General features: G+C 70.1%; 21 protein-coding genes and 1 tRNA gene. 11 read left to right on the plus strand and 11 right to left on the minus strand.

All coding sequences use genetic code 11. The features are described 5' to 3' along the window. Positions 1-70 precede the first annotated feature (70 nt). Positions 71-1,642 (minus strand): hypothetical protein, encoded by a 1,572-nt coding sequence (locus YWY_RS0113595; protein WP_028848047.1) that lies wholly within the window; start codon positions 1,640-1,642, stop codon positions 71-73. 514 nt (positions 1,643-2,156) lie between these two features. Between YWY_RS0113595 and YWY_RS0113600 the strand changes: the two genes are divergently transcribed. Both YWY_RS0113600 and YWY_RS0113605 read left to right on the plus strand, forming a co-directional pair. Further along, positions 2,157-2,660 (plus strand): DUF3145 domain-containing protein, encoded by a 504-nt coding sequence (locus YWY_RS0113600; RefSeq protein WP_028848048.1) that lies wholly within the window; start codon positions 2,157-2,159, stop codon positions 2,658-2,660. A gap of 24 nt (positions 2,661-2,684) precedes the next feature. Further along, entirely contained in the window at positions 2,685-3,251 is a 567-nt protein-coding gene (locus YWY_RS0113605; RefSeq protein ID WP_028848049.1) for a hypothetical protein, read from the plus strand. 72 nt (positions 3,252-3,323) lie between these two features. Here the strand turns inward: YWY_RS0113605 and YWY_RS0113610 are convergent, their stop codons facing one another. The 5 genes from YWY_RS0113610 to YWY_RS0113630 form a co-directional block, all read right to left on the minus strand. Then, complete coding sequence (locus tag YWY_RS0113610) at positions 3,324-4,565, minus strand: beta-ketoacyl-[acyl-carrier-protein] synthase family protein (protein WP_028848050.1); 1,242 nt, start codon at positions 4,563-4,565, stop codon at positions 3,324-3,326. A gap of 46 nt (positions 4,566-4,611) precedes the next feature. Beyond that, a complete protein-coding gene (locus YWY_RS0113615) occupies positions 4,612-4,854 on the minus strand; it encodes an acyl carrier protein (protein WP_028848051.1) in 243 nt (80 codons plus the stop codon). Between the two features lie 63 nt (positions 4,855-4,917). After that, positions 4,918-5,892 (minus strand): beta-ketoacyl-ACP synthase III, encoded by a 975-nt coding sequence (locus YWY_RS0113620; RefSeq protein WP_028848052.1) that lies wholly within the window; start codon positions 5,890-5,892, stop codon positions 4,918-4,920. Further along, complete coding sequence (locus tag YWY_RS0113625) at positions 5,889-6,824, minus strand: ACP S-malonyltransferase (protein WP_281168993.1); 936 nt, start codon at positions 6,822-6,824, stop codon at positions 5,889-5,891. The genes YWY_RS0113620 and YWY_RS0113625 overlap by 4 nt, the downstream gene beginning before the upstream one ends. A gap of 198 nt (positions 6,825-7,022) precedes the next feature. Next, entirely contained in the window at positions 7,023-8,228 is a 1,206-nt protein-coding gene (locus YWY_RS0113630) for a PucR family transcriptional regulator (protein ID WP_028848054.1), read from the minus strand. A gap of 398 nt (positions 8,229-8,626) precedes the next feature. On the opposite strand from YWY_RS0113630, the gene YWY_RS22010 reads away from it, so the two are divergent. After that, positions 8,627-9,382 (plus strand): mechanosensitive ion channel family protein, encoded by a 756-nt coding sequence (locus YWY_RS22010; protein ID WP_038045323.1) that lies wholly within the window; start codon positions 8,627-8,629, stop codon positions 9,380-9,382. Positions 9,383-9,447: 65 nt separating this feature from the next. Here YWY_RS22010 and aceE read toward each other — a convergent pair whose 3' ends face one another. Beyond that, positions 9,448-12,237: a pyruvate dehydrogenase (acetyl-transferring), homodimeric type gene (gene aceE, locus YWY_RS0113640; RefSeq protein WP_028848055.1), complete on the minus strand. Its 2,790-nt coding sequence runs from the start codon at positions 12,235-12,237 to the stop codon at positions 9,448-9,450. A gap of 254 nt (positions 12,238-12,491) precedes the next feature. Between aceE and YWY_RS0113645 the strand changes: the two genes are divergently transcribed. The 6 genes from YWY_RS0113645 to YWY_RS22020 all read left to right on the plus strand — a co-directional run bounded on the left by YWY_RS0113645 (position 12,492) and on the right by YWY_RS22020 (position 17,424). Then, on the plus strand, positions 12,492-12,902 hold the full coding sequence (locus YWY_RS0113645) for a DUF3052 domain-containing protein (RefSeq protein WP_028848056.1): 411 nt from the start codon (positions 12,492-12,494) through the stop codon (positions 12,900-12,902). Positions 12,903-12,964: 62 nt separating this feature from the next. Next, positions 12,965-13,420, plus strand: a complete 456-nt coding sequence (locus tag YWY_RS0113650) for a peroxiredoxin (protein ID WP_028848057.1) — start codon at positions 12,965-12,967, stop codon at positions 13,418-13,420. Between the two features lie 37 nt (positions 13,421-13,457). After that, a tRNA-Val gene (locus tag YWY_RS0113655) sits at positions 13,458-13,529 on the plus strand. A 650-nt stretch (positions 13,530-14,179) separates the two neighbouring features. Continuing rightward, positions 14,180-14,875 carry a TetR/AcrR family transcriptional regulator gene (locus tag YWY_RS22015; protein WP_051310220.1) on the plus strand — a complete coding sequence of 232 codons (696 nt, stop codon included), beginning with the start codon at positions 14,180-14,182 and terminating at the stop codon, positions 14,873-14,875. After that, positions 14,862-15,776, plus strand: a complete 915-nt coding sequence (locus YWY_RS0113675; protein WP_028848058.1) for an ABC transporter ATP-binding protein — start codon at positions 14,862-14,864, stop codon at positions 15,774-15,776. Before YWY_RS22015 ends, YWY_RS0113675 begins: the two co-directional genes overlap by 14 nt. 1 nt (position 15,777) lies before the next feature. Then, complete coding sequence (locus YWY_RS22020; protein WP_051310221.1) at positions 15,778-17,424, plus strand: ABC transporter permease; 1,647 nt, start codon at positions 15,778-15,780, stop codon at positions 17,422-17,424. Positions 17,425-17,436: 12 nt separating this feature from the next. On the opposite strand, the gene YWY_RS0113685 is transcribed toward YWY_RS22020, so the two are convergent. Then, positions 17,437-18,678 carry a pyridoxal phosphate-dependent aminotransferase gene (locus YWY_RS0113685; RefSeq protein WP_028848059.1) on the minus strand — a complete coding sequence of 414 codons (1,242 nt, stop codon included), beginning with the start codon at positions 18,676-18,678 and terminating at the stop codon, positions 17,437-17,439. 135 nt (positions 18,679-18,813) lie between these two features. Here YWY_RS0113685 and YWY_RS0113690 point away from each other — a divergent pair, with 135 nt between their 5' ends. Both YWY_RS0113690 and YWY_RS0113695 read left to right on the plus strand, forming a co-directional pair. Further along, positions 18,814-19,710: a MurR/RpiR family transcriptional regulator gene (locus YWY_RS0113690; RefSeq protein WP_051310282.1), complete on the plus strand. Its 897-nt coding sequence runs from the start codon at positions 18,814-18,816 to the stop codon at positions 19,708-19,710. Between the two features lie 147 nt (positions 19,711-19,857). Then, positions 19,858-20,373 carry a hypothetical protein gene (locus YWY_RS0113695; protein ID WP_028848061.1) on the plus strand — a complete coding sequence of 172 codons (516 nt, stop codon included), beginning with the start codon at positions 19,858-19,860 and terminating at the stop codon, positions 20,371-20,373. A gap of 203 nt (positions 20,374-20,576) precedes the next feature. Here the strand turns inward: YWY_RS0113695 and YWY_RS0113700 are convergent, their stop codons facing one another. The 3 genes from YWY_RS0113700 to YWY_RS0113710 form a co-directional block, all read right to left on the minus strand. Further along, the gene (locus tag YWY_RS0113700) at positions 20,577-20,879 is read right to left on the minus strand and encodes a DUF1905 domain-containing protein (protein WP_028848062.1); all 303 of its coding nucleotides are present in this window, start codon (positions 20,877-20,879) and stop codon (positions 20,577-20,579) included. A 132-nt stretch (positions 20,880-21,011) separates the two neighbouring features. After that, positions 21,012-21,488 carry a (2Fe-2S)-binding protein gene (locus YWY_RS0113705; protein WP_028848063.1) on the minus strand — a complete coding sequence of 159 codons (477 nt, stop codon included), beginning with the start codon at positions 21,486-21,488 and terminating at the stop codon, positions 21,012-21,014. Between the two features lie 8 nt (positions 21,489-21,496). After that, the gene (locus YWY_RS0113710; RefSeq protein WP_038045072.1) at positions 21,497-23,872 is read right to left on the minus strand and encodes a molybdopterin cofactor-binding domain-containing protein; all 2,376 of its coding nucleotides are present in this window, start codon (positions 23,870-23,872) and stop codon (positions 21,497-21,499) included. Positions 23,873-23,985 lie beyond the last annotated feature (113 nt).

Raw genomic sequence — 23,985 nt, forward strand, 5'->3', positions numbered from 1 at the left:
GGTGGTCCTGGGTCGCTCGGTCGGGAGCTGGTGGTCCTGGGTCGCTCGGTCGGGAGTCGGCGGTCCCGGGTCACTCGACCGGGACCCGGAACGCGGTCTTGGCGATGCGGTCCAGTTCCCGGTCCTTGTCGGTGGACGGCCGGTCCAGCCACGCGACCCGCACCAGCCGCACCGAGTTGCCGTGCACCACGCTGTGATACACGGCGTGGTGGAAGGTCAGCTTGCCGTCCGGCCACGACTCGCTCATGTTCGCCGCGTCCGCCGCGCCGCCCGAGCCCGGTTTGTCCGCGACCGCCTTGAGCTGCTTGGCGTGCGCGGGATCGGCGAAGTCGATCACGGCCAGGCTCACCGCGGCCTGCTTGCCCGGGGTGGTGGCGAGGTAGCTGGCCAGGCGGATGCGGGTGCACGGCGTCTGCTGGAGCTTGGCCTGCACGTCGCCGTAGGTCAGGTCCTGGCAGGTGTCGTTGTCCCACCGCTCCACCGCGGTGAACTGCACGCCGTCGACGGTGATGTCCTGCGCCCGCTGTTCGGCCCGGTTCGCCGGTTCCGGCTGTTCCCCGGTCCCGCTCGTGCTGGTCGCCATGACGATGGCCGCGACGAGCCCGGCCACCACCACGAGCACGGCAGCGATCGGCAACAGCCGGAGCTGGGACCGGCGGCCGGACGGGGCAGGCCGCTGCTTCGGCAACGGCGGCGGTATCAGGTCCGTCGGGCGGTCGTCGGCCGCGAACGCGGCTCGTATCCGTTCGGTCCCGGACTGCTGTGCCTTGCCGGCGGCCTGGGGCGTGCCCGAGCTGTCGGGCTGCTGGGTGGTACCAGCAGACGTGGATTGCCGTGCCTGGGCCGCGGCCGCGAGGGCGGCCGCCTTGGCCTTCTGCGCGGTCACCGACGATGCCCCGGCGGCTGCCGGGGGAACGGCGTCGCCGGTACCATTCCGCACGGTGCTCGCCTGCCCGTTCGCCGGTGGCGACATCGGCACGGTCGACGCTTCCTCGGCCAGCGCGGGAGCGCACCCGTCGCGGGCGAGGGCGGCCGCCCCGGCGGCAAAGCCCTCCCGCATGAGCACGTCGTCCGGCTGAATCGGGGCATTGCTGTCGAGCAGGCGCACGATCGCTCGCGCTTGCTCCACCGTGCATGCCGGCCCTTCGGCGGGGACCAGCTCGGTGATCGCCTCGAGCAGCGCAGCGGGCCGGGGGTGGACGATCCGTACCCGGTCGTTCTCCGCCTTGGCGGGCGTCACCCGTTCCACGAACGGACCGACCGCCAGGATCAGGGAGATCGGCACGCTGCCGTTGGTCAGCGCGGCCAGGCGGCCGGCCAGCTCGTCGGCCGCGCGCAACGACGCGCTGGCCGGATTCACGGCTGCGGACTTGCCGACCAGCGGCCAGTTGTCCGCCTTCCACTGACCGTGCAGCGGCGCTTCCAGGTGCAGGGCGGGCCCGGGCAGATCGATGCCGGCCACCAGGACGATGCCGCGCGGCATGACCAGCACCGCGTCGAACGACGGGCCGTTCTCCAGCGGCTGCACGCCCACCACCGCGATCCCGCCCAGCTCCGCAGGACCCCGGCCGAGCGCAGTGAGGCCCGCCCGCACGTCGGCAGCGACCGTGCTGGCGGGCTCCCCGACACGAAGCAGCCGCACGCAAACCTCCCGGCTCGGCTGGTGGATTCCCCCGGATAGGTTAACCAGGACCCCGGCGGCCGGCGCGTTCGGACCCGCCCGTCGCACACCGGGACATCGGCCCGTTTGCGCAGGTCACCGGGGTATATGACCGGTTGTGCTGGTATGCCTGATTTGCGGCGCGGCCCATGGTGCGGTCGCTGCGAGTGCCGCCCCGCGGCTGTGTTCCCGGCGCGTCGACGTGACGGATGCGGCGCACTCCGAAGTGGGTCGCTGAACCGGGTGGCTCCGTCGTGCGAAGCATCGCCCGAGTACGGCGTGGCAGGTCGACACACCGCCGCGGGGTGGTGTATTGGTCCCGTTTTCGGTGTTGCAACTGGTGCATGTGGGGCGGGATAGGTAATCTGCAACTACCACAACTGCATACCCCGGAGTGCCTTCCTCCGATGCGGATCGATCGGATCTGTACACGACGAGGACGTTGGGGAAGATGCCCCTCGTCGGCAGAGCAAGATCGACAACGCGGAGGTCAGCTGTGAGCACTCGTGGGAACACGCGCGGCGTGGTTTATGTCCACTCCTCGCCTGCTGCGGTCTGTCCGCACGTCGAGTGGGCGCTCTCCGGCGCGCTGGGGAGGCCGGCGCAGCTGAGCTGGACGGCGCAGAACGCCGCGCCTGGGCAGTTGCGTGCCGAGTGCGACTGGCGTGGCCCGGCGGGGACCGGTGCCGCCATCGCCAGGGCACTCAAGGCGTGGCCGATGCTGCGCTTCGAGGTCACCGAAGAGCCCAGCGAAGGGGTCGACGGTGAGCGGTTCTGCTATGCCCCAGGACTGGGCCTGTGGCGGGGCCGCACCAGCGCGAACGGCGACATCGTGGTGGGCGAGGACCAGCTGCGCACCCTCGTCGCCCGCAGCCGGGCAGGGGAGGATCTGGCTCATCGGATCGACGAGTTGCTCGGCACCGCGTGGGACGAGGCGCTGGAGCCGTTCCGCCACGCGGGTGACGGCGCGCCGGTCACCTGGCTGCACCAGGTGGTGTAGCGGCGGCCGACTAGGCTGAACGCCGTGCGGTTGCTGGTGCCAACGGTGATCGGGGTGATGTCGCTGGCAGTGGCCGGCGGTCTGCTGGCCCGCGAGCTGTATCAGGAGCGCGCGCCGGTCCGTGCGGACATACCGGTCACCGTCGCGCCGTCGACCTCACTCGCGCCGTCCGACCAACCGGGGCCCGCGCAGGTCAAGCTGACGCCCGATGCCGCGCGGCACCCGTACGGCGAGATCGCCCGGAAGTTGCTGCAGGCCTACACCACCGGCATCAACGAACGCAACTACGGGCGCTGGAAGACCGCGGTCTCGCAGGAGCGCATCGCGGTGCAGCCGAAGCAGGCGTGGCTGGAGGGCTACCGCAGCACCCGCATCGGCAGCGCCGTGCTGCACCGGATCGAAACCGGCCCGGACGGCTCGCTGCGCATCCTGTTCAGCTTCACCAGCACGCAGGACGAGCAGGATGCGCCGCCGGATCTTCCTGCCGGGTGCATCCACTGGCAGCTGATGCTGCCGCTGGTGCTGGAGAACGACGGATGGAAGATCGGCAGCGTCGTCCCGGGGACGGTGCCGGAAGCCCGGCGATGCTGACCCCGCCCACGATCCTTGCCATGACGAGCCGAACGCCCCGGGGACGCGCCCGGGGCGTTCGTACTGCCTGCGTCAGGCCTTGGCGAAAGCCAGCGTCACGTTGTGCCCGCCGAACCCGAACGAGTCGTTGAGCGCAACGTCGATGTCCATCTTCCGCGGCTCGTCGCGCACCACGTCCAGCGTCACGCCGGGGTCGAGCTGCTCGAGGTTCTTGGTCGGCGGGATCAGGCCGTGGTGCACGGTCAGGATGGTGGCGATCGACTCGACCGCCCCCGCCGCGCCCAGCAGGTGCCCGAGCACGCTCTTCGGCGCGGTGAGCACCGGGTGATCGCCGATCGCCTTGCGCACGGCCACCGTCTCGGTCACGTCGCCCACCGGGGTCGACGTCGCGTGCGCGTTCACGTGGTGCACCCGCTGCGGGTCGATGTCACCGCTGCGCAGCGCGGCTCGCATCGCGCGCGCCTGGCCGGTGCCTTCCGGGTCCGGCGCGGTGATGTGGTGCGCGTCCGCGCTGGTGCCTGCGCCGACCAGCTTGGCGTAGACCCGCGCGCCACGTGCCGCGGCGAACTCCGCCCGCTCCAGCACGATGCAGCCGGCGCCCTCCCCGAGCACGAACCCGTCCCGGTCGACGTCCCACGGCCGCGAAGCGCCCTCCGGGTCGTCGTTGCGGGTGCTCATCGTGCGCGACTGGGCGAACCCGGCCATCGTGATGGCGGCGATGCAGGCTTCCGCTCCGCCGGCCACGACCACGTCGGCCTCCCCGGCCCGCAACATGCGGAAGGCCCAGGCGATGGCTTCAGCGCCGGAGGCACAGGCCGACACCGGCGCGTGCACGCCGGCGCGTGCCTTCAGGTCGATGCCGACCCACGCGGCGGGGCCGTTGGGCATCAGCATGGGGACGGTCAACGGGGACACCTTGCGCACCCCGTTGCTCTCCAGCTGATCGTCCATGGCGAGCAGGGTGCCCGCGCCGCCGACACCGGTGCCGATCACGACACCGAGCCGCTCCGGCTCGACGCCGGCGTCCTCGCCCTCGCCGAACCCGGCGTCCCGCCACGCCTGCCGCGCGGCCACCATCGCCACCTGCTCGACCCGGTCCAGCCTGCGCGCTTCCACCCGGGGCAGGACCTCGGTCGGCTCCACCGCCAGCGGCGCGGCGATCCGCACCGGCAGGTCGTAGGTCTCGACCCACTCTTCCTCCAGCAACCGGACGCCGCTCCGGCTGGCCAGCAGGCCGTCCCACAGGGCATCGACGTCCCCGCCCAGCGGTGTCGTCGCGCCCAGGCCGGTGACCACGACGTCTGGTGTGCTCATTGACTAACGCCTCCCCACTTGCAGGATGTGACCGGCGGTGTGCCGATCAGGAGTTCTTGGCGACGTAGTTCACCGCATCGCCGACCGTCTTGAGGTTAGCCAGCTCGTCGTCCGGGATCTTCACGCCGAACTTGTCTTCCGCCTGAACGGCGATCTCCACCATGGACAGCGAGTCGATGTCCAGGTCGTCCACGAACGACTTCTCCGGCGTGACCTCGTCCTTGGCCACCCCGGCGACCTCCTCGACGATCTCGGCCAGGCCGGCGAGGATCTTCGCGTTGTCCGCCATTGCGTTCCTTTCTGTCAGTTCACCAGTGCTCTTCCGCCCGGCACGACCTGCCCGAGCAGCTGATCACGGAGCCACGAACACCTGTCCCGCGTAGGACAGCCCGGCCCCGAAGCCTACGGCCAGCACCACGTCGCCCGACGACACCCGTCCCTTTTGACGCATGTGATCCAACGCCAGCGGGATGGACGCCGACGACGTGTTGCCGGAGTAGACGATGTCATCGGCCACCACCAGATCGTCCCGGGCCCCCTTGGCCTTGAGTTTCTTGGCGATCGCCTCCACGATGCGCAGGTTCGCCTGGTGCGGGATCAGCACGTCGATGTCGGCAAGGCTCAGCCCGGCCGCCTCCACGGCACGCATCGCCACCGGCGCGATCTGTGTGGTCGCCCAGCGGAAGACCGACTGGCCCTCCTGGTGGATGTACTTGTTGTCGCGCATGTGGATGGTGGCGGCCAGATCGCCCGCGCTGCCCCACACCACCGGGCCGATGCGTGGCTCATCGGCAGGCCCGACCACGGCGGCGCCCGCGCCGTCGGCGAAGATGATCGCGTTCGCCCGGTCCAGCGGGTCGACCACGTCGGTGAGCTTCTCCGCGCCGATCACCAGCGCCCGCCGGGACGAGCCGGCACGCACCAGATCGGAGGCGACCCCGAGGGCGTAGCAGAAGCCGGCGCAGGCCGCGTTCAGGTCGAACGCGCCCGCGGCCTTGACCCCGATGCGGTCGGCCACTTGCGCGGCGGCGTTCGGGATGGGGGCGGGCATGGTGCAGTTCGGCACGATCACCGTGTCCACGTCCGACGGCTCCAGCCCCGCGTCGCTGAGTGCTTTGCTCCCGGCCTCCACCGCCATGTCGACCAGCCGCTCGTCCTCGGCGGCGAACCGGCGCTCGACGATGCCGACCCGGTCCCGGATCCACTGGTCGCTGGTGTCCATCACCTGCGACAAGTCGTCGTTGGTGACCACCCGTTCCGGCTGGTAGCTGCCGATGCCGAGCACCTGGGTGGCCGGGGCCCCGGCTGCCTGACGAATCGCGGTCACGAGCTCTCCCGGCTGTCGTCGGCCAGCTTGTCCAGATCGGCGGGCACCTTGATCGCCGTGGTGCCGGTGACGGTGCCCTTCAGCTGGCGTCGCACCAGGCCGGTCAGCGTTCCGGCGGGGGGAAGCTCGACCGTGCTGGTCACGCCGATCTCGGCCAGCGTCTGCATGGTCAGGTCCCAGCGCACCGGGCTGGTGACCTGGCTGACCAGCCGGTCCAGGTACTCCTTCCCGGAGGACACGACGGCGCCGTCGGCGTTGGACAGCAGCGGCCGGTCCGGGTCGCGCGGGGTGATCTTGGCCGCGTGCCCGGCCAGCGCCTCCCGCGCGGGCGCCATGTACTCGGTGTGGAACGCGCCCGCCACCTTCAGCTGCCGCACCTTGGTGCCGGGGAGGGGGTCGGCGACGATCGCCGCGATGGCGTCGGCGGGGCCGGACGCGACGATCTGGCCCGCGCCGTTGCGGTTGGCCGCGGACAGGCCGTGCTCGGCCAGCCAGGCCACCACCTCGTCGGGATCGCCCATCATCACCGCGGCCATGCTGGTCTCGGCCAGCGCGCACGCCTTGGCCATCTCGGCGCCGCGCACCGCGGCCAGGGCCACGGCGTCCGTGGCGTCCAGCACGCCGGCGATCGCGGCCGCGGCGAGTTCGCCCACCGAGTGCCCGGCCACGGGGGCGTCCGCCGGCCACAGGCCGCGCTCGGCGCCGATCTCGTAGGCCAGCAGCGACGCCGCCACGATCAGCGGCTGGGTGATGGCGGTGTCCTGGATCTCGTCGGCGTCGGCCTCGGTGCCCAGCCGGATGAGGTCGAGACCGGTCGCCTCGGACCATTCGGCGAGACGCTTGCGGGCCCCGTCGACCTCGAGCCACGGGGTGAGCATCCCGGGGGACTGGGAACCTTGTCCGGGGGTAAGAACGGCGAGCTCGTGCGTCACGTTTCTAGCGAACACGGCGATGGCCTCCGGCCGTGATGTCGCGGAGTACCAAGTACTCCGAGCGTCTTTGGAGGAACCCCACAAACGTACCGCTTGCCGCCGGGTTCGCATCCCGGCTTGTGTAGAGGCTCACCACAAGCCGGGGATTCGCGGCATGCGGCAGGCCGCACGCTGCCGAGTGCGCGGCGGCGGGCCTGCTCACCACAGCCCCCTGGCCTTGGCCAGCCTGCCGACCATCAGCCCGACCCGCAGCACGAGCGCGTCGCGCGGATCGGTGGCGCTGCGCCCGGTGAGCTCGGCGGCCCGCTTCAGCCGGTAGCGCACGGTGTTGGGGTGCACGTACAGCTGCCGCGCGCACGCTTCCAGTACGCCACCCGCCTCCAGGTAGGCGGTGACGGTCTCCTCGATCGCGCTTCCCGCCTGTTCCAACGGCCGGGCGATCTCCTCGATCAGCGTGCGCTCCGCCTCGGCGTCGCCGGCCAGCGCGCGTTCCGGCAGCAGGTCGGCGGCACGGACCGGGCGAGGGGCGCCCGCCCAGCCGACCACCGCCCGCAGGCCGGACAGCGCCTCCACCGCGCTGCGGTGCCCGTCGGCCAGCCGGGGCACGGTCGAGCCCGCCACCACCGGCCCGTCGCCGAAGCACGCAGTCAGCGCGGGAAGCACCTTCTCGGCCTCCGGTGACCCGGTCGTCGGCCCGTTGACCACCACGATCAGCCTGGTGCCCTGTACCCCGACCAGCACCGAGCGGCCGACCCGGCCTGCTTGCGCCCGTACTTCGGTGATGACGTCGGGGGAGTCCGCCTTGGGGGCCGCGCCCACCACGACCGTGGCCGGGCTGGCCGGATCCCAGCCGAGGGCGGCCGCGCGGGACAGCAGTGACTCCTCGGCGTCGCCGCGCACGATCCCGTCCACCACGAGCGCTTCCAAGCGGGCGTCCCACGCGCCGCGAGACTCGGCGGCTGCGGCGTAGGCGGTCGCCGCGGCGAACGCCACCTCCCGGCCGTAGCGCAGCACGCTCTCGGTCAGCAGCACGCGTTCGGCCTCGTTGGCCGCGTACTTGGGCAGCTCCCGCTCGAACACCTCGATGGCGATGCGGATCAGCACCACGGTGTGCCGCAGGTTGATCAGCCGGGACAGCTCGCGCGGAGCGTCCCGGAACGCGTCGGTGGTCGGCCGGGAGGGGATGGTCGGATCCCGGAGCCACTCGGTGAACCCCGCAGCTTCCGCCTGCGTGATGAGCAGGATGCTGGCCCGCTGGTCGGCCGTCATCCGGGAGAACCACGGCAGCCGTCGCTGCATCTCCGCCACGCACGCCCCCGCCAGGTCGCCGGAGGCCCGTTCGACCTTGCGCATGGTGCCCGGCGACAGCCTCGCCGCAGGCGGCTCGAGCGACTGGGTGGTCATGCCGACAACAGTAATCCAGCGGGTCGGCGGCGATGTTTCCTCGGCGTTGCGGTCCGGTGCCGAGCGAGGTGTCGCCCGGGATGTTTTCCGTCCCATTGTCGTCCGGCTGCACCGGCGCTCGCTGGGCCCTGATTTTCCGGCATCCGGTCGTGCTCGATTCGGCTTGCCGCAGCGTCCGGATCCGCGTGCCGCGATGCGGATTCCCGGGTCGTGTCGCCGGAATTTGACTCCGGGCGCCTTTTGCATCGTCGTGCGATTTCCCGGTCGGCGTGTCCATTATGGGCGGACACGTCCTGTTTGCCTGCGGAATCACCCGTCCTTGCGTCCGTTTCGAGTTGCTGACCAGCGCATGCGGGCTGACGATCACGCTGTCCGGGGCGTTCGGTAGCGAGGAGGAGATGGCCGTGGACGAGATCAGAGCAGGCCTGGGCGATGCGTGGAGCGCGATCGTCACGTTCGTGCCCAAGCTGCTGATGTTCCTCATCGTTCTGTTGATCGGCTGGCTCATCGCCAAAGCCGTGTCGAAAGGGCTGAGCCTGCTGCTGCAGAAACTCGGCTTCGCCCGCTTGGTGGACAAAACCGGGCTGGCCCGGATTTTCCAGCAGTCGAACATCGACGCGGGCGGAATCATCGTCAAGATCGTCTACTATTTCATTCTGCTCATCGCGTTGCAGATCGCGTTCGGGGTGTTCGGGCCGACGAATCCGGTCAGCCAGCTGCTCAACGACGTGATCGCCTTCCTGCCGCGGATCGCGGTGGCCATCGTGCTGGTGCTGGTGGCGGCGGCGATCGGCAACGCGGTGCGCGAGCTGGTGGGCAACGCGCTGGCGGGCCGAGGTGCCGCGCGTGGCCTGGCCACCGCGGCGTACTGGGTGATCCTGGCGCTGGGCGTCATCGCCGCGCTGAGCCAGATCGGCGTCGGCGAGCTGGTCACCGGCCCGGTGCTGATCGCGGTGCTGGCCACCGTCGGCGGCGTGATCGTCGTCGGCTTCGGCGGTGGCCTGATCAGGGCGACGTCCGAGCGCTGGCCGCGCTGGCTCGACTCGATCGAGCAGCAGTTCTCGTCCTCGTCGGCAGGCGGCCGGCCCGCCCCGGGGGCCGGTCCCGGCGCCGGCCCTGCCACCGGCGGCATGAGCGGAGATCTGCGCGAGTAGCCGCCCGTACGACAGCAGAAGGCTGGGCGGACGCCGGTCGTCCGCCCAGCCTTTCGCCCGCTGTGTCAGGCGTCGCCGGCGTCGGTCAGCTGCGGGCCCGCGGCGGTGACGTCGTCGATGCGGTACTTGCGCGCCGCCTCGGACACCGCGGACTGCTTCACGTCGCCGGTGCGAGCCAGCGCGGCCAGCGTGGCAACCGTGATCGACTCGGCGTCGACCAGGAAATACCTGCGTGCCGCCGGACGGGTGTCGGAGAAGCCGAACCCGTCGGTGCCCAGGGTGTACATCGGGGCGGGTACCCAGGGCCGGATCAGGTCCGGCACCGCGCGCATCCAGTCGGAGACCGCCACGATCGGCCCTGCCGCGTCGGACAGCACCTGGGTGACGTACGGAACCCGCGGCTCCTCGTCCGGGTGCAGCAGGTTGTACCGGTCGATCTCCACCGCTTCGCGGCGCAGTTCCGACCACGAGGTCGCGGACCAGACGTCGGCCTGGACGCCCCACTCCTCGGCCAGCAGCTTCTGCGCCCGCAGCGCTTCGGGCATGGTCACGCCGGAGACCAGGATCTGCGCCCGTGGACCGGTGTTCCCCGGCGCCACCTGGTACCGGTAGAGGCCCCGCAGCAGGCCCTCGACGTCGAGGTCCTCCGGCTCGGGCGGCTGCTTGTACGGCTCGTTGTACACCGTGAGGTAGTACATGACGTCCTCGGCGTTCTCGCCGTACATCCGGCGCAGCCCGTCCCGCACGATGTGCGCGATCTCGAACGCCCACGCCGGGTCGTAGGACACCACCGCCGGGTTGGTCGCCGCCAGCAGATGCGAGTGGCCGTCCGCGTGCTGCAGGCCTTCACCGGTCAGCGTCGTCCGGCCCGCCGTCGCGCCGATCACGAAGCCGCGCGCCATCTGGTCGGCGGCCGCGTAGAGCCCGTCGCCGGTGCGCTGGAAGCCGAACATCGAGTAGAAGATGTAGACCGGGATCATCGGCTCGCCGTGCGTGGCGTACGACGTGCCCGCTGCGGTGAACGACGCCACCGACCCGGCCTCGTTGATGCCCTCGTGCAGCAGCTGGCCGTCCTCGGCCTCCTTGTAGGCCAGCATCAGCTGCGCGTCGACCGACGTGTAGCTCTGGCCGTGCGGGTTGTAGATCTTGGCGGTCGGGAACATCGAGTCGAGGCCGAACGTGCGCGCCTCGTCCGGGATGATCGGGACCACCCGCTTGCCGATGTTGGCGTCCTTGGCCAGCTCGCGGATCAGCCGCACCAGCGCCATGGTGGTGGCCACGTCCTGCTTGCCCGAGCCCTTGCGCAGGCCCTCGTAGACCTTGTCCCCCGGCAGCACCAGCGGCTTGGCCTGCACCCGGCGTTCCGGCAGGAAGCCGCCGAGCGCCTTGCGGCGGCCGATCATGTACTGGATCTCCGGGGAGTCCTCGCCCGGGTGGTAGTACGGCGGCAGCGCCGGGTCGGCCTCCAGCTCCTCGTCGCTGATCGGGATGCGCAGCGAGTCCCGGAACAGCTTCAGGTCGTCCAGGGTCAGCTTCTTCATCTGGTGCGTGGCGTTGCGCCCCTCGAAGGCCGGGCCCAGCCCGTAGCCCTTGATGGTGTGCGCCAGGATCACCGTCGGCTGACCGTGGTGCTCCATGGCCGCCTTGTACGCCGCGTACACCTTGCGGTAGTCGTGCCCGCCGCGCTTGAGGTTCCAGATCTCCTCGTCGGACAGGTGCTTGACCAGCTCCTTGGTGCGCGGGTCACGGCCGAAGAAGTGTTCCCGCACGTATGCGCCGTCGTTGGCCTTGTAGGTCTGGTAGTCGCCGTCCGGCGTGGTGTTCATCAGGTTCACCAGGGCGCCGTCGCGGTCGGCGTGCAGCAACGCGTCCCACTCCCGGCCCCAGATCACCTTGATGACGTTCCAGCCCGCGCCGCGGAAGTAGGCCTCCAGCTCCTGGATGATCTTGCCGTTGCCGCGGACCGGGCCGTCCAGCCGCTGGAGGTTGCAGTTGATGACGAACGTCAGGTTGTCCAGGCCCTCGGCCGCCGCCACGTGGATCAGGCCGCGCGACTCCGGCTCGTCCATCTCCCCGTCGCCCAGGAACGCCCACACGTGCTGGTCGGACGTGTCCTTGATGCCGCGGGCGTGCAGGTAGCGGTTGAACCGGGCCTGGTAGATGGCGTTCATCGGGCCCAGGCCCATGGACACCGTGGGGAACTCCCAGAAGTCCGGCATCAGCCGCGGGTGCGGGTACGACGGCAGGCCGCCGCCCTTGCCGGCGTGCGAGTACTCCTGGCGGAAGCCGTCCAGCTGGGCAGCGGTCAGCCTGCCTTCCAGGAACGCACGCGCGTAGATGCCGGGGGAGGCGTGGCCCTGGATGAAGACCTGGTCGCCACCGCCGGAGTGCCCCTTGCCACGGAAGAAGTGGTTGAAACCGACCTCGTACAACGCGGCCGACGAGGCGTAGGTGGAGATGTGGCCGCCGACGGAGACGCCGGGACGCTGGGCGCGGTGCACCATGATCGCCGCGTTCCACCTGATGTAGGCGCGGTAGCGGCGCTCGATCTCCTCGTCACCGGGGAACCAGGGCTCGTTCTCCGTCGGAATGGTGTTGACGTAGTCGGTCGCCGTCAACGGTGGAACGCCGACGTTGCGCTCGCGGGCCCGCTCGAGGATGCGCAAGAGCAGATACCGGGCCCGCTGTTGGCCGCCGCGGGCCAACACCTCGTCGAACGAATCCAGCCATTCGCCAGTCTCTTCCGGGTCGATGTCGGGCAGGTGCGCTGCCAGGCCGTCCCGGATGACCCGCACGCGGGCTGGCGCCTTGCCGTTCGTGGCGGCGCCGGACGGCGGTGTGTTCTGCTGGGGCAAGGGTGCCGCTCCTAGCTCGTCACTGTGGTCTTGGTGATGCTGTTGTCATCCTTCCGCTTCCTGGCGGTTTCGTCATCGTTACTCGCCAGTAGGCGGGTGTTCGTGACCGTCGAGCGCGGAAATAATGCCGACTCGGTGGCCGTGGTTGCTTGCGTGCGCGGCCACTGCGGTGTTCGCTGTCACTACTCAATACTGACGTTACAAGAGTCGGCGCGCCGATGGGCAGCGCATGGCAGGTAGGAGGAGTAGCAGTCGTGGTCGCGGCTGGAAACGTCGCCGACAGGCTTGGCATCAAGCCGGACATGGTGGTTCAGGAGATCGGCTGGGACGAGGACGTCGACGAGAGCGTTCGTGCCGCGATCGAGGAGCGGATCGGTGGGGAGATCCTCGACGAGGACGCCCAGGAAGTCGTCGACGTGGTGTTGCTGTGGTGGCGCGACGGCGACGGTGATCTCGGCGACGCCCTGGTCGATGCCCGGCAGCCGCTGAGCGAGAACGGCGTGGTGTGGGTGCTGACGCCCAAGACCGGCCAGGAAGGCCACGTGGAGCCGGCGGAGATCGCCGAGGTCGTCCCGACCGTGGGGCTGGCGCAGACCTCGACCATCAGCGTGGGGGAGAAGTGGGCTGGGTCTCGCCTCGTCCCGCCGCGGGGGACACGTCGTTGACCACGCCACTAACCTGACCCGCATCGCAGGTGATCCACGGGTTAGGGAGGCAGCAGCACATGATCGAGGTCGAGGTCGGTTCGATCGCGCCGGAGTTCTCGCTCAACGACTACAACAAGCAGCAGGTGAAGCTGTCCGACTTCCGGGGCGCCAAGCCGGTGCTGCTGGTGTTCTACCCGTTCGCGTTCAGCGGGATCTGCACCGGTGAGCTGTGCCAGCTGCGCGACGACTACTCGTCGTTCGAGGACAAGGTGCAGGTGCTCGGCATCTCGGTGGACACCCCGTTCGCCCTGAAGGCGTGGGCGGACCAGCAGGGCTTCCAGTTCCCGCTGTTGTCGGACTTCTGGCCGCACGGGGAGGTGGCCAAGAAGTACGGGGTGTTCAACGCCGACAGCGGGATGGCCGTCCGCGGCACGTTCCTGATCGACACCGACGGCGTGGTCCGCTTCGCCGAGCGCAAGGTGCCGGGTGAGGCCCGTGACCAGGAGGCGTGGAAGAAGGCGATCGCCGAGCTTTAAGGTATAACGGAGCACCCGGGTTCGCCCGGGCCCGTCGGGGCGCATAGCTCAGCGGAAGAGCACCTGCCTTACAAGCAGGGGGTCGCTGGTTCGAACCCAGCTGTGCCCACCGTGTGCGATGTGCGGGAGTCTCCCGTTTCCCGCGGCACCTGCAGCCGCCGTGCGGTCGGCTCTGGAAGACGACCGATGCCGGACCTGGCACAAGGCCGGGACGGCCCGCAGGTACCCGTCCCGCAGGCCGCCTCGGAGCGAATCAGCGCGCGCAGCTTGATCCGCGATGCGCGCGGCGCCGGTCCGTCCTCGACCGGGAAGCGGTACCGCTCGATCGTGCCGTCGTCGTAGGTGACGACCATCTCGTGCTCGGTCGGCGACACGTCGCGGATCGTGATGCGCTCGTCGCCACCACGGCCGTCGACGTCGCCGGATGTGGTCACCTAGGCGGCGGCTGACATGGTGTCCGCCGCCGCTACCGGCACCGTTGCAGCCGCAATCGCGGCGATACCGGAAACAACGATGCCAAGTGTCCGTTTACGCGCGGGCTCCCCCTTGTTGTCGCGTTGTCACGGGCTCTCCGGAAGACGTCTCGACGCCGATTCGGTTGCCCCGCCGCGAGAATCGAGCATCGGCGTCTTCGCGTACGCCACACGTTCACACCGCACGCCGCGCATTGTCCGCGTAGGCGGAGAACGACGCCGCCTCCGTTGACTGACTGAATGTTCAGACAGTATGCTGACTAAGCGTTCAGTCAGGAGTTGGCGAGTGGTGGCGCAACCGGACAGACGGGAAGAGGCGAACGCCGAGCGCGGCGGCGTGGAACGCATCCGGGACGCGGCGATCGAGTTGTTCGGTCAGCACGGGGTCAACGGCACGAGCCTCAAGGCCATCGCGGAGCGCGCGGGTGTTTCACCCGCGTTGATCATTCACCACTACGGCTCCAAGGACGGCCTGCGCGTGGCATGCGACCAGTACGTCGCTGACACGCTGCTGGCGCTCAAGACCGACGCGGTGCGGCAGGGCCCGCGGCTCGACCCGGTCATGCTCACCAGTCAGATCGCCGAGTTCCGGCCGTTGATGCGCTACCTGGCCAAGACGCTGGTCGACGGCAGCCCGCACGTCAACGACCTGATCGACAAGATGGTCGAGCACGCCGAGCAGTACATCGAAGAGGGCGTGGCAGCAGGCCTGGTGAAGCCCAGCGCCAACCCGCGGGCTCGGGTGGTGGTGCTGTTCCTGTTCGCCATGGGCAGCTTGGTGCTGCACGAGCACTTCAAGCGGCTGCTGGGGGTCGACCTGATCGACGGCGACGAGCCGCCGGTGGCCTACTTGCAAGCCGTCCTGGAGATCTACTGCGAGGGCGTGCTCACTCCCGGGACCTATCAGAACGTCCGCTCTTACCTCGATCAGCTCGAGGAGCAATCCGACCCGAAAGGCGGCAGCGACGATGAACGTGATTGAGTGTGCCGGGCTGGTGAAGACTTTCGGCACCATCCGCGCGCTCGACGGCCTGGACATGACCGTCGCCCGCGGCGAGGTGCACGGGTTTCTCGGCCCGAACGGAGCGGGCAAGTCCACCACCATGCGGGTCCTGCTCGGCCTGTTGAAGGCCGACGGCGGGACGGTGCGGCTGTTCGGCTCCGATCCGTGGCACGACGCCGTGGCGCTGCATCGCCGGCTCGCCTACGTTCCCGGCGACGTGGAGCTGTGGCCGAAGCTGACCGGCGGGGAGGCGATCGACGTCTTTGCGCGGCTGCGTGGCGGGGTGAACCGGCGCAAGCGCGACGAGCTGTGCGAACGCTTCGACCTGGACCCGACGAAGAAGGCCCGCACGTACTCCAAGGGCAACCGGCAGAAGGTGGCGCTGATCGCCGCCTTGGCCTCCGACGTGGAGCTGCTGCTGCTCGACGAGCCGACGGCAGGCCTGGACCCGTTGATGGAGCTGGTGTTCCAGCAGGCCATCCGGGAAGCCCGGGACACGGGCACGACGGTGCTGCTGTCCAGCCACATCCTGGCGCAGGTCGAAGTGCTGGCGGACCGGATCTCCATCGTGCGGCAGGGCCGGATCGTGGAGTCCGGCTCCCTGCGCGAACTGCGGCACATGACCCGCATCACGGTCGAGGCCGAGGTCACCGGCTCGCCGGAGCGGCTCGCCGCCATGCCGGGCGTGCACGACCTGCGGCAGACGGACGGACAGGTGCGCTTCGAGGTCGACGGCAGCCGGGTCGGGGACGTGCTGCGTGAGCTGGCCGGTTTGGGTGTCCGCTCGATCGTCGCCCATCCGCCGACCCTCGAACAGCTGTTGATGAGCCACTACGGGGACGATCTTTCGGCGCGCGGCGCCACGACGGGAGTGAAGTGACGTGCCGGCCACCGTGGGTGACCGGACGGCAACGCGGCACAGCGCGCCGTCCGGTTCGCGTACCGCGACCTTGACGCTGGCGCGGTTCCTGCTGCGCCAGGATCGGGTCAAGTTGCCCGCCTGGATCGTCGGCCTCGGGCTACTGGTGGTCTACATCGGGGCGGCGCTGCCCGAACTCGCGCCGTCGGAGCAGGATCTCGCCGCGGCCGTTCCGCTGCTCGAGCAGCCGGTCGGGCGCATGTTCGCCGGCCCGGCGTTCGGTCTCGACGCGCCGACCTACGAGCGGTTCTTCGCCGCCGGCTACCTGCTCTATCTGTTCCTGCTGGCCGCGTTGATGAACATCATGCTCGTCGTCCGGCACACCAGGCTGGAGGAGCAGACCGGGCGCGCCGAGCTGATCCGCGCCAACGTCGTCGGCCGGGACGCGCCGTTGACCGCGGCATTGCTGGTCGCCGTGCTTGCCGACATCGCGGCCGCGATCGTGGTGACGGCGCTGGCGGTCGGCAACGGCTTCGCACTGACGGGCTCGCTGCTTGTGGGCGCCGCGACCGGGGCGACGGGCCTGGCCTTCGCCGGGGTCACCGCGGTGACCGTGCAGCTGAGCGAGAGTTCGCGCACCGCGGCCGGGTGGGCCGGGGTGGTCGTCGGAGTGGCGTTCGCGCTGCGCGGCCTCGGTGACATGGCCGAGGTCGGCGGCAGCGCGCTGTCGTGGACGTCACCGTTCGGCTGGGCCTCGCAGACTGCGCCATACGTCCACGACCGGTGGTGGCCGCTCCTGCTCCTGCTGGGGCTGGGCATCGTCGGGGCGCTGCTCGGGTTCGTCCTGCAGAACAAGCGCGACCTGGGCGCCGGCCTGATCAGTGCGCGGCGCGGCGCGGCGACGGCTTCCCGTTTTCTGGGCACGCCGCTCGGTCTCGCGTGGCGTCTGCAGCGGGGTGGGCTCGCCGGTTGGGCGGCATCGATCGTCGCCCTCGGCTGTGTCGACGGGGCCTTCGCGGATGTGATCGTGGAATCGGCCGCCGACCTGCCGGAGGCCGTCCGGCAGATGTTCGGCGCAGAGCAGCTGCTCACCGGGTATCTGGCGTTCCTGGCGATCTTCGGTGGGTATCTGACGGCCGCCTACGTGGTGTTCGCGGCGCAGGTGCTGCGCGCGGAGGAGACGTCCGGGCGGGCGGGCGCGCTGCTCGCCACCCCGGTCAGCCGGTCTGCCTGGGCGGGCTCTCACCTGCTGGTGATCGGGTTCGGTGCGGCGGTGATCCTGCTGCTGACCGGCGTGGGTACCGGCGCGGCCGTGGCCGGATCGCTCGGCGACTGGCAAACGTTCGGGGACGTCGTCGCCAGCCATCTCAACATGATCCCGGCGGTGCTGCTGGTGCTGGGCCTGTGCGCGGCGCTGTACGGCTGGGTACCTGGCTGGCTGCCTGCGATCGGCTGGGCGGTGGTCGCCTTGGCGGTGTTCGTCGGCAACTTCGCCGATCTGCTCGACCTGCCGGAATGGGTGCGTGCCCTGTCACCGCTGAGCCACCCTGCGGACATGCCCGTCGAATCGTTCGACGTGCTTCCGGCGCTTTGGCTGGCGGTCCTGGCGCTGGCGGGTGCAGGCATCGGCCTCGCCGGCCTCCGGCAGCGCCAGATCGGCGTGCGGTGATGGACCCGTCGATCAGCGCAGGTCGGCCAGGGCCGTCCGGAGCTGGGTCAACGCCGCCGCCACCCACGGCAGTTCGGCCGGGGCGTCCGAACTCAGCGCTTGCCACCGCTGCTCCTCGGACTCCCCGTACAGCAGGCTGGTGGCCACCCGGAAGCGTGGCGCGTCCGGGTGGTCGCCGAACGCGGCGCCGCTGAGCACGCCGACGCCGTGCTTGTCCAGCAGGAAACCGGCCACGGCGTCCGCCCCCGCCAGGCCGTGACGGCCGAGACCAGCCAGCGGACTGAGATCGGGATACAGGTAGAACGCTGCCGTCGGCTGACGGCATGCCGCTCCGGCGGCGACGAACTCCCGGTACACCGCCTGCGCGACGGCCGCGTGCAGCTTGCGGCCGGCGGCAACGTGCTCGCGCACCTCGGACGGCTCATCCAGGACGTACGCGGCGACATCCTGCATAGGAGCGGCCAAGCTGGACCAGACTTCGCTGGCGATACCGATCACCGCGTCGAGAGTGCGCTCACCGAGGTCACTGTGCGGGAAGCGAGCGAAGCCGATGCGCCACCCGCCGAGGGCCAGGCTCTTCGACAATCCACCGGTCACGAAGCACTGCTGGGGCAGGAACTCGGCGGGGGAACGCACGCTTGCCGGGTCGGCGGCGAGATCGCGGTAGATCTCGTCCGAGATCACCGCGAGACCGTGCTCCTCGGCGATCGCGCACACCTGCTTGACGTGCTCGGCCGTCGCGACGGTCCCGGTCGGGTTGTCCGGCACCGTCAGGACCAGCACACCGGGCCTCTGCCCGGCCCGGCGCGCCGCGTGCACCGCGGCAGTCAGTGCCCCGGGATCGGGCACGCCACCGGCTTCCTCGGGGATGTCCGCCCAGTGCACGCGCTTACCGGCCAGAGCCGCTTGAGCCGCATAGCTCACCCACGACGGCCGGGGCAGGATCACGTCCCCGGGGAGGGCGGCGATCAGCGCGTACAGCAGTGCTTTGCTGCCGGGAGCGGTGACGATCTGCTCCGGCTGGGTGGTGATCCCTCGGCGGGTGAAGTAGCCGGCCGCGGCCCGGCGTACTCCGGGCGAACCGGCGACCGGGCCGTAGCCGTTGCGCCCGGCGGCGCCACGCAGCTGCTCGGCGATGAAGCCGGGCACCGGCAACCCGGCTTCGCCGAAGCCGAGATGCACCACCCGCTCACCGGCCGCGCGCCGAGCCGCAAGCCGTTCGTTGATGGCCAATGTCGCCGAATGGGCAACCATGTGCATGCCTCCTTGGCCGACTCCTTGGCCGACTGATGCAAACAGTATTGCACAAAGTAGTCATCGTGCAAACATTCATGCCGCCATGTGTGGCCCAGCGCGCAGCTCGGCGGCCGGCTGAGGATGATGGTGGTCATGGCCGACACGAACACCGCGCCGGAGACCTTCGACGAGCTGGCGGCGCTGCTGCGGAGCCGGATGCCTCAGCTGACCCGATCGCAGCAGCTGCTCGCCGAACGTGTGCTGGCCGATCCGGAAGGCGTGGCGTTCATGACGGTGACCGAGCTGGCCAGGTCGGTCGGCATCAACGAGTCGACCGTGGTCCGGTTCGCCACCAGCCTGGGGTTGGACGGCTACCCCGGCCTGGCGCGGCTGTGCCGGGAGCGGTTGCGGGAACAGGCGCAGCTGCTGCGCCGGTTCGCCAACGTGGAATCGCTCACCGCGCAGGCGCGGGATCCGCTCGAGCTGGCGGTGGCCTTCGATCAGGCCAACATCGCCCGCAGCATCGCCAGGGTCGACCGTCCCGCCTGGGACCAGACCGTCGGCGTGCTGGCCACGGCGACCCGGGTGCACCTGCTGGGCCTGCGCAAGTGTTTTCCCGTCATGCACCTGTTCGGCTACCTGCTCGGCCTGGTGCGGGAGGAGGTGCGCGTGCTCGGCGCGGCGCACGGCGTGCTGACCGACGAGCTGCGCCGGGTCCAGCAGGGTGACTGCTTCGTGGCGGCCTCGATCCACCGCTACTCGGCGGACACGGTCCGGGCCTTCGAGTGGGCGGCCCGGCGCGGCGCCACCACCGTGGCCCTGACCGACAACCCGGCCTCACCGTTGGCCGGCTCCGCAACCCACGCGTTCTACCTGGACACCACCGGGGTGTCGGTGTTGCGGTCGATGACCGCCTTCGTGACGTTCGTGCAGGCCATGGCCACGTCGGTGGCGGCGGCGCGGGGCACCGAGGCCCGGTCGGCGCTGCTGGTGGAGGAAGAACTGCTCGACACCTTCGGCGTCTACTACGCGCCGAACCGCGACCGCTGACATCTGAGGCGCAGCATGCCTGCGCAGCCTCGATGCCGGATCGGCGGCCCGCCGACGTACACGCCGAGAGACGGTCTGCAGTGGTCGTGGCGTGGCAGGTTCCGGTCAGCGCCCGTTGTCGTGGACCGGGCGTGCTACCACTGTGCTATGCACACCACTGACCTGGGGGCGCTCGTCGGCCGGTACCCGGTGGACAACAAGCGGCGTCGTGTTCTCGGACTGGCTTACACGATCGGCGGGGCGGCGGCGCTGGCCGTGGGGATACCCATGATGCTCTCCGATGCGGACCGGCCGATGCTTCCCGGTGAACCGGCGTATCGCGCGATCGAGATGGTGATCGGCGGCTTGCTCGGCCTCGGCGGGCTTGCCGTGCTGATCGGGGTCGTGCTGCTGATCAGGGCAGCGCAGACGCGTGGCCACGCGATCGACCTCCACGAGCACGGCATCGTCCGCCATGCCCGGGGTGCGGCCGAAGCGATCCCCTGGCGGGACATCGCCCAGGTGGTCCGGCAAGGGAACCCGCAGAATCGCGGGGGCCTGGGCATCAACTTCCGCTGTGTCGTCCGGCTGAACGACGGACGACAGTTCGCCTTCAGCAGTCACACGACGAGGGCCATCGAACTCGCGGAGCGGTTGCAGACGGCGGTGCACGGCCGCCCCTGACCGGCGTGCCGTTCTCGCCCGGCACTGCACATCACGTCCACCCGGGTCGTCACGAATGCCCGGGCGGGACTTCGGCCAGCCAGGCTGCCGCGGGTGACTGCCCGGTCAGGCGGGCTCGATGGGTGGCTGCCCGGTCAGCCAGGCTGCCGCGGGTGGCTGCCCGGTCAGGCGGGCTCGATGGGCAGCCGCCCGCCTAGGCAGGCTCAGACGTCGAGCAGCTCGACGGTCACCTCGGCGATGGAGCCTGGCTCGAGGCCTTCGGCGGTGCGCACCGCGCGCTTGACAGGCAGCGCATAGCAGCCGGACCCGCTGTCCGGGAAGATCGACGTCCGCCACGTGGTGCCGCCGATCGTGGCCCGGACCCGGAGCGACCCGAACCCACGCTGCACGCCCTCGGTGAGCTCCCGGATGTCCTCGCTCACCTCGACGGGAACCGACACGAACGTCCACGTCTCGGCACGCCGGGCGTCCCATACCCACAGTTCGGCTGCGAAAGTGGCGATCACCGTGCCAGCATGGCACGCCCTACCGACAGTCGCGGGCCGGGAATCCGGACGCACGACGCATACCGCTGACGGGCCGCGCTGGGCGGTGGGGCCTCCCGCGAGCGGCAGCCGCGCGAAGGCCCCACCGGCCGGCTACATGTTGCGGGCGCCCTCCTCGATCGCCTCGCGAATGCGCGAGTAGGTGCCGCACCGGCAGATGTTGCGGATCTGGTCGAGATCGGCGTCGGTGATCGACCTGCCTTCCCGCCGCACCTTCTTCACCAGCGCCACCGCGGCCATGATCTGCCCGGGCTGGCAGTAACCGCACTGCGAGACGTCCTTGTCCAGCCACGCCTGCTGCATCGGGTGCAGCTCGCCGTCGGCGGTGTCCGCCAGCCCCTCGATGGTGGTGATGTGATCGGTGGGTTCGAGGTCACCGACCCGGACCGCGCACGGGTTGAACGCCCGGCCGTTGATGTGCGAGGTGCATGCCTTGCACACGTTGATGCCGCAGCCGTACTTCGGTCCCGTCACGCCGAGAATGTCCCGGAGGACCCACAGCACTCGGACGTCGTCCTCGACGTCCACGGTGACCTTCTTCCCGTTGAGGATGAATGTCTGCTCGGGCATGGCGCTCCTCACCAGGTCAGCTTCAGGCCGTTGGTCGGCGACTGCGGAATCGGGGGAATGAACGGCTTCGGCTTGAACGCCAGCGGGTCACGGTGGTTGACCGGGAAGTAGTCCGGCACCCGGCCGACCGCCCTGGCGTAGGCGCAGGCCACCGCGGCCATGCTGGCGGCCACCCCGGCCTCGCCCGCACCGCCCGGCGTCTTGCGGTCGGAGGGCATGACGATGATCTCCACCTCCGGCGGCGTGTTCCACTGCCGTGTGTAGAAGTAGTTGTCCCAGCTGGCCTCGAGGAAGTGCCCGTCCTTGAGGTGCATGCTCGAGGTCAGCGTGAGCGCGATGCCGTCGTTGATGCCGCCGAGCATCTGCGCCCGCAGGCCGGTCGGGTTGATGACCAGCCCGGCGTCGATGGCGTACACCGCCTTGGTCACCCGCGGGCCGGTCACCGCGTTGGGGATCTTCCGGTTGACCGTCTCCGGGCGGCAGTCGATCTCCACCAGGCAGGCGCTGGCGGTCTTGTACTCCTTGTGGATCGCGATGCCCTGCGCCATGCCCTTCGGCAGCGGCCGGCCCCACTTGCCGACCTCGGCGACCTTGTTCAGGCAGGCCAGCACCCGCTTGTCCTTGAGGAACTTGCGGCGGAACGTCAGCGGGTCCATGCCCATCGCGGCGGCCAGCTGATCCACCACCAGCTCGGCGGCGGTGCGCACGTCCGGCGAGTAGATGTTGCGCATGCTGCCGGTGTTGAACCGCTGGTCGGTCTCCACCAGCGACTGGTTGACCACGCCGAAGTTGTACGGGATCTCCTGGGTCAGGGCGAAGATCGTCTCGGCGAAGCCGAGGTTGCCGAGGCCGGTCGGCAGGTTCGCCACGCTCGCCGTGATCAGGTCACCGAGGCCGTGCCGGTAGTCGGTCTCGATGCTGGTGTGGTTCTGCAGGAACGCCAGCACCTGCTTGCCGGTGTAGAGGGCGCGCACCCGGCTGGTGGCCATGCCGTGCATGCGGCCGGCGCGAGCGTCGTCGGCACGGTGCCACATCAGCTTGACCGGCTTGCCCATCGCCTTGGAGATCTTCGCCGCCTCCAGCGCCGCGTCGAAGAACAGCCGGCGGCCGAACGACCCGCCGCCGTCCACGACGTGCACCTTCACCTTGTGCTGCGGCAGGCCGAGCTCGGCGGCGATGGTCTGCTGGGTGACGATCGGCGACTTCAGGCTGGCCCAGATCTCCGCCCGGTCCTTGCGCACGTCGGCGACCGCCGAGTTGGTGTCCAGCGCCGAATTGCTGCGGAAGTAGAACAGGAAGTCGGCGTCGATGGACTTGACCAGGTTCAGGTTGACCGGGCCGATGCCGATCTTGTCCAGGCCCAGCTCGCTGATCTTGGGCAGCGGTATCTCGGCCTGGCGGAGCTTGCGCACGATGTCCTCGTCCGACTCGCCTGCCACCGGGCCCGGCTTCCACTCGACCTGCATGGCGCGGACCGCGTCGATGCACTGGCCGAACGTCCTGGCCCGCACCGCGACGCCGGTGTCGATCATCGCCACGTCGGTGACGCCGGGCATGGCACGGATCTCGGCCTCGTTGAGCAGCTTGACCGGCTTGCCGTTCAGCGTCGGCGGGCGGCACACCATGGTCGGCAGGGCGTCCTCGACGCGCAGGTCGGTGGTGAACACCTTGCGGCCGGTCACGGCGGCCCGCGCGTCGATGCGCTTCTGCTCCTTGCCGATGACCTTGAACTCGCTGACGTCCTTCAGCGTCACCTCGACCTTCTTGGTCTCCGAGACGGCGGCCCGCTTGGCCAGCTCGCCGTAGCCGACCGAGCGGCCGTCCGGGGCCTGGATGACGCCCGCCTTGGCGACGAGCTTGTTCACCTCGTCGCCGAGCAGGATCGCCGCGGCCTCCAGCAGCGCGTTACGCGCGATCGCGGCGGCGACCCGGATCGGGGTGAACGTCGAGATCGTGGTGTTCGAGCCACCGGTGAGCTGGTTGAACAGCAGCTCCGGCCGGGCGTCGGCGAGCGTCACCTTGACCTTCTCCACCGGCAGGTCGAGCTCTTCGGCGATGATCATCGCCGTGGACGTGGTGATGCCCTGACCGACCTCGGCGCGCGGCAACGCGAACGACGCGGTGCCGTCCTCGTTGATGATGACGGTGATCAGGTTCGCCGTCGCGCGGGTCGCGTCGGTGAGCAGGTCGTTCAGGTCGTACAGCTCGGGGACCTGGGGCGGGCTCGGGACGGCGGCGGTGGCCGGTTCGGACAGCGCGATGTCCGCGGCGGCCACCAGCGTCGTGCCTGCCACGACGTAGCCGAAGAACTTCCGTCGACTGATGCCAGAACGCTCGCTCGCTCCGGACTGGGCACGTTCACAATCGATCGTTGGACCGGACATATGCACCTCGTGGTGGGAGCGGATCAACCGGGTGGTTACGCCGAATGGCGGTAACCATCGGCCAGGTGGCCCTGAGTGTGTCACCCATCACGAGCAGTGCCTAGGAGGGACCC

Source organism: Thermocrispum agreste DSM 44070 (genome assembly GCF_000427905.1).
GTDB classification, from domain to species: domain Bacteria; phylum Actinomycetota; class Actinomycetes; order Mycobacteriales; family Pseudonocardiaceae; genus Thermocrispum; species Thermocrispum agreste.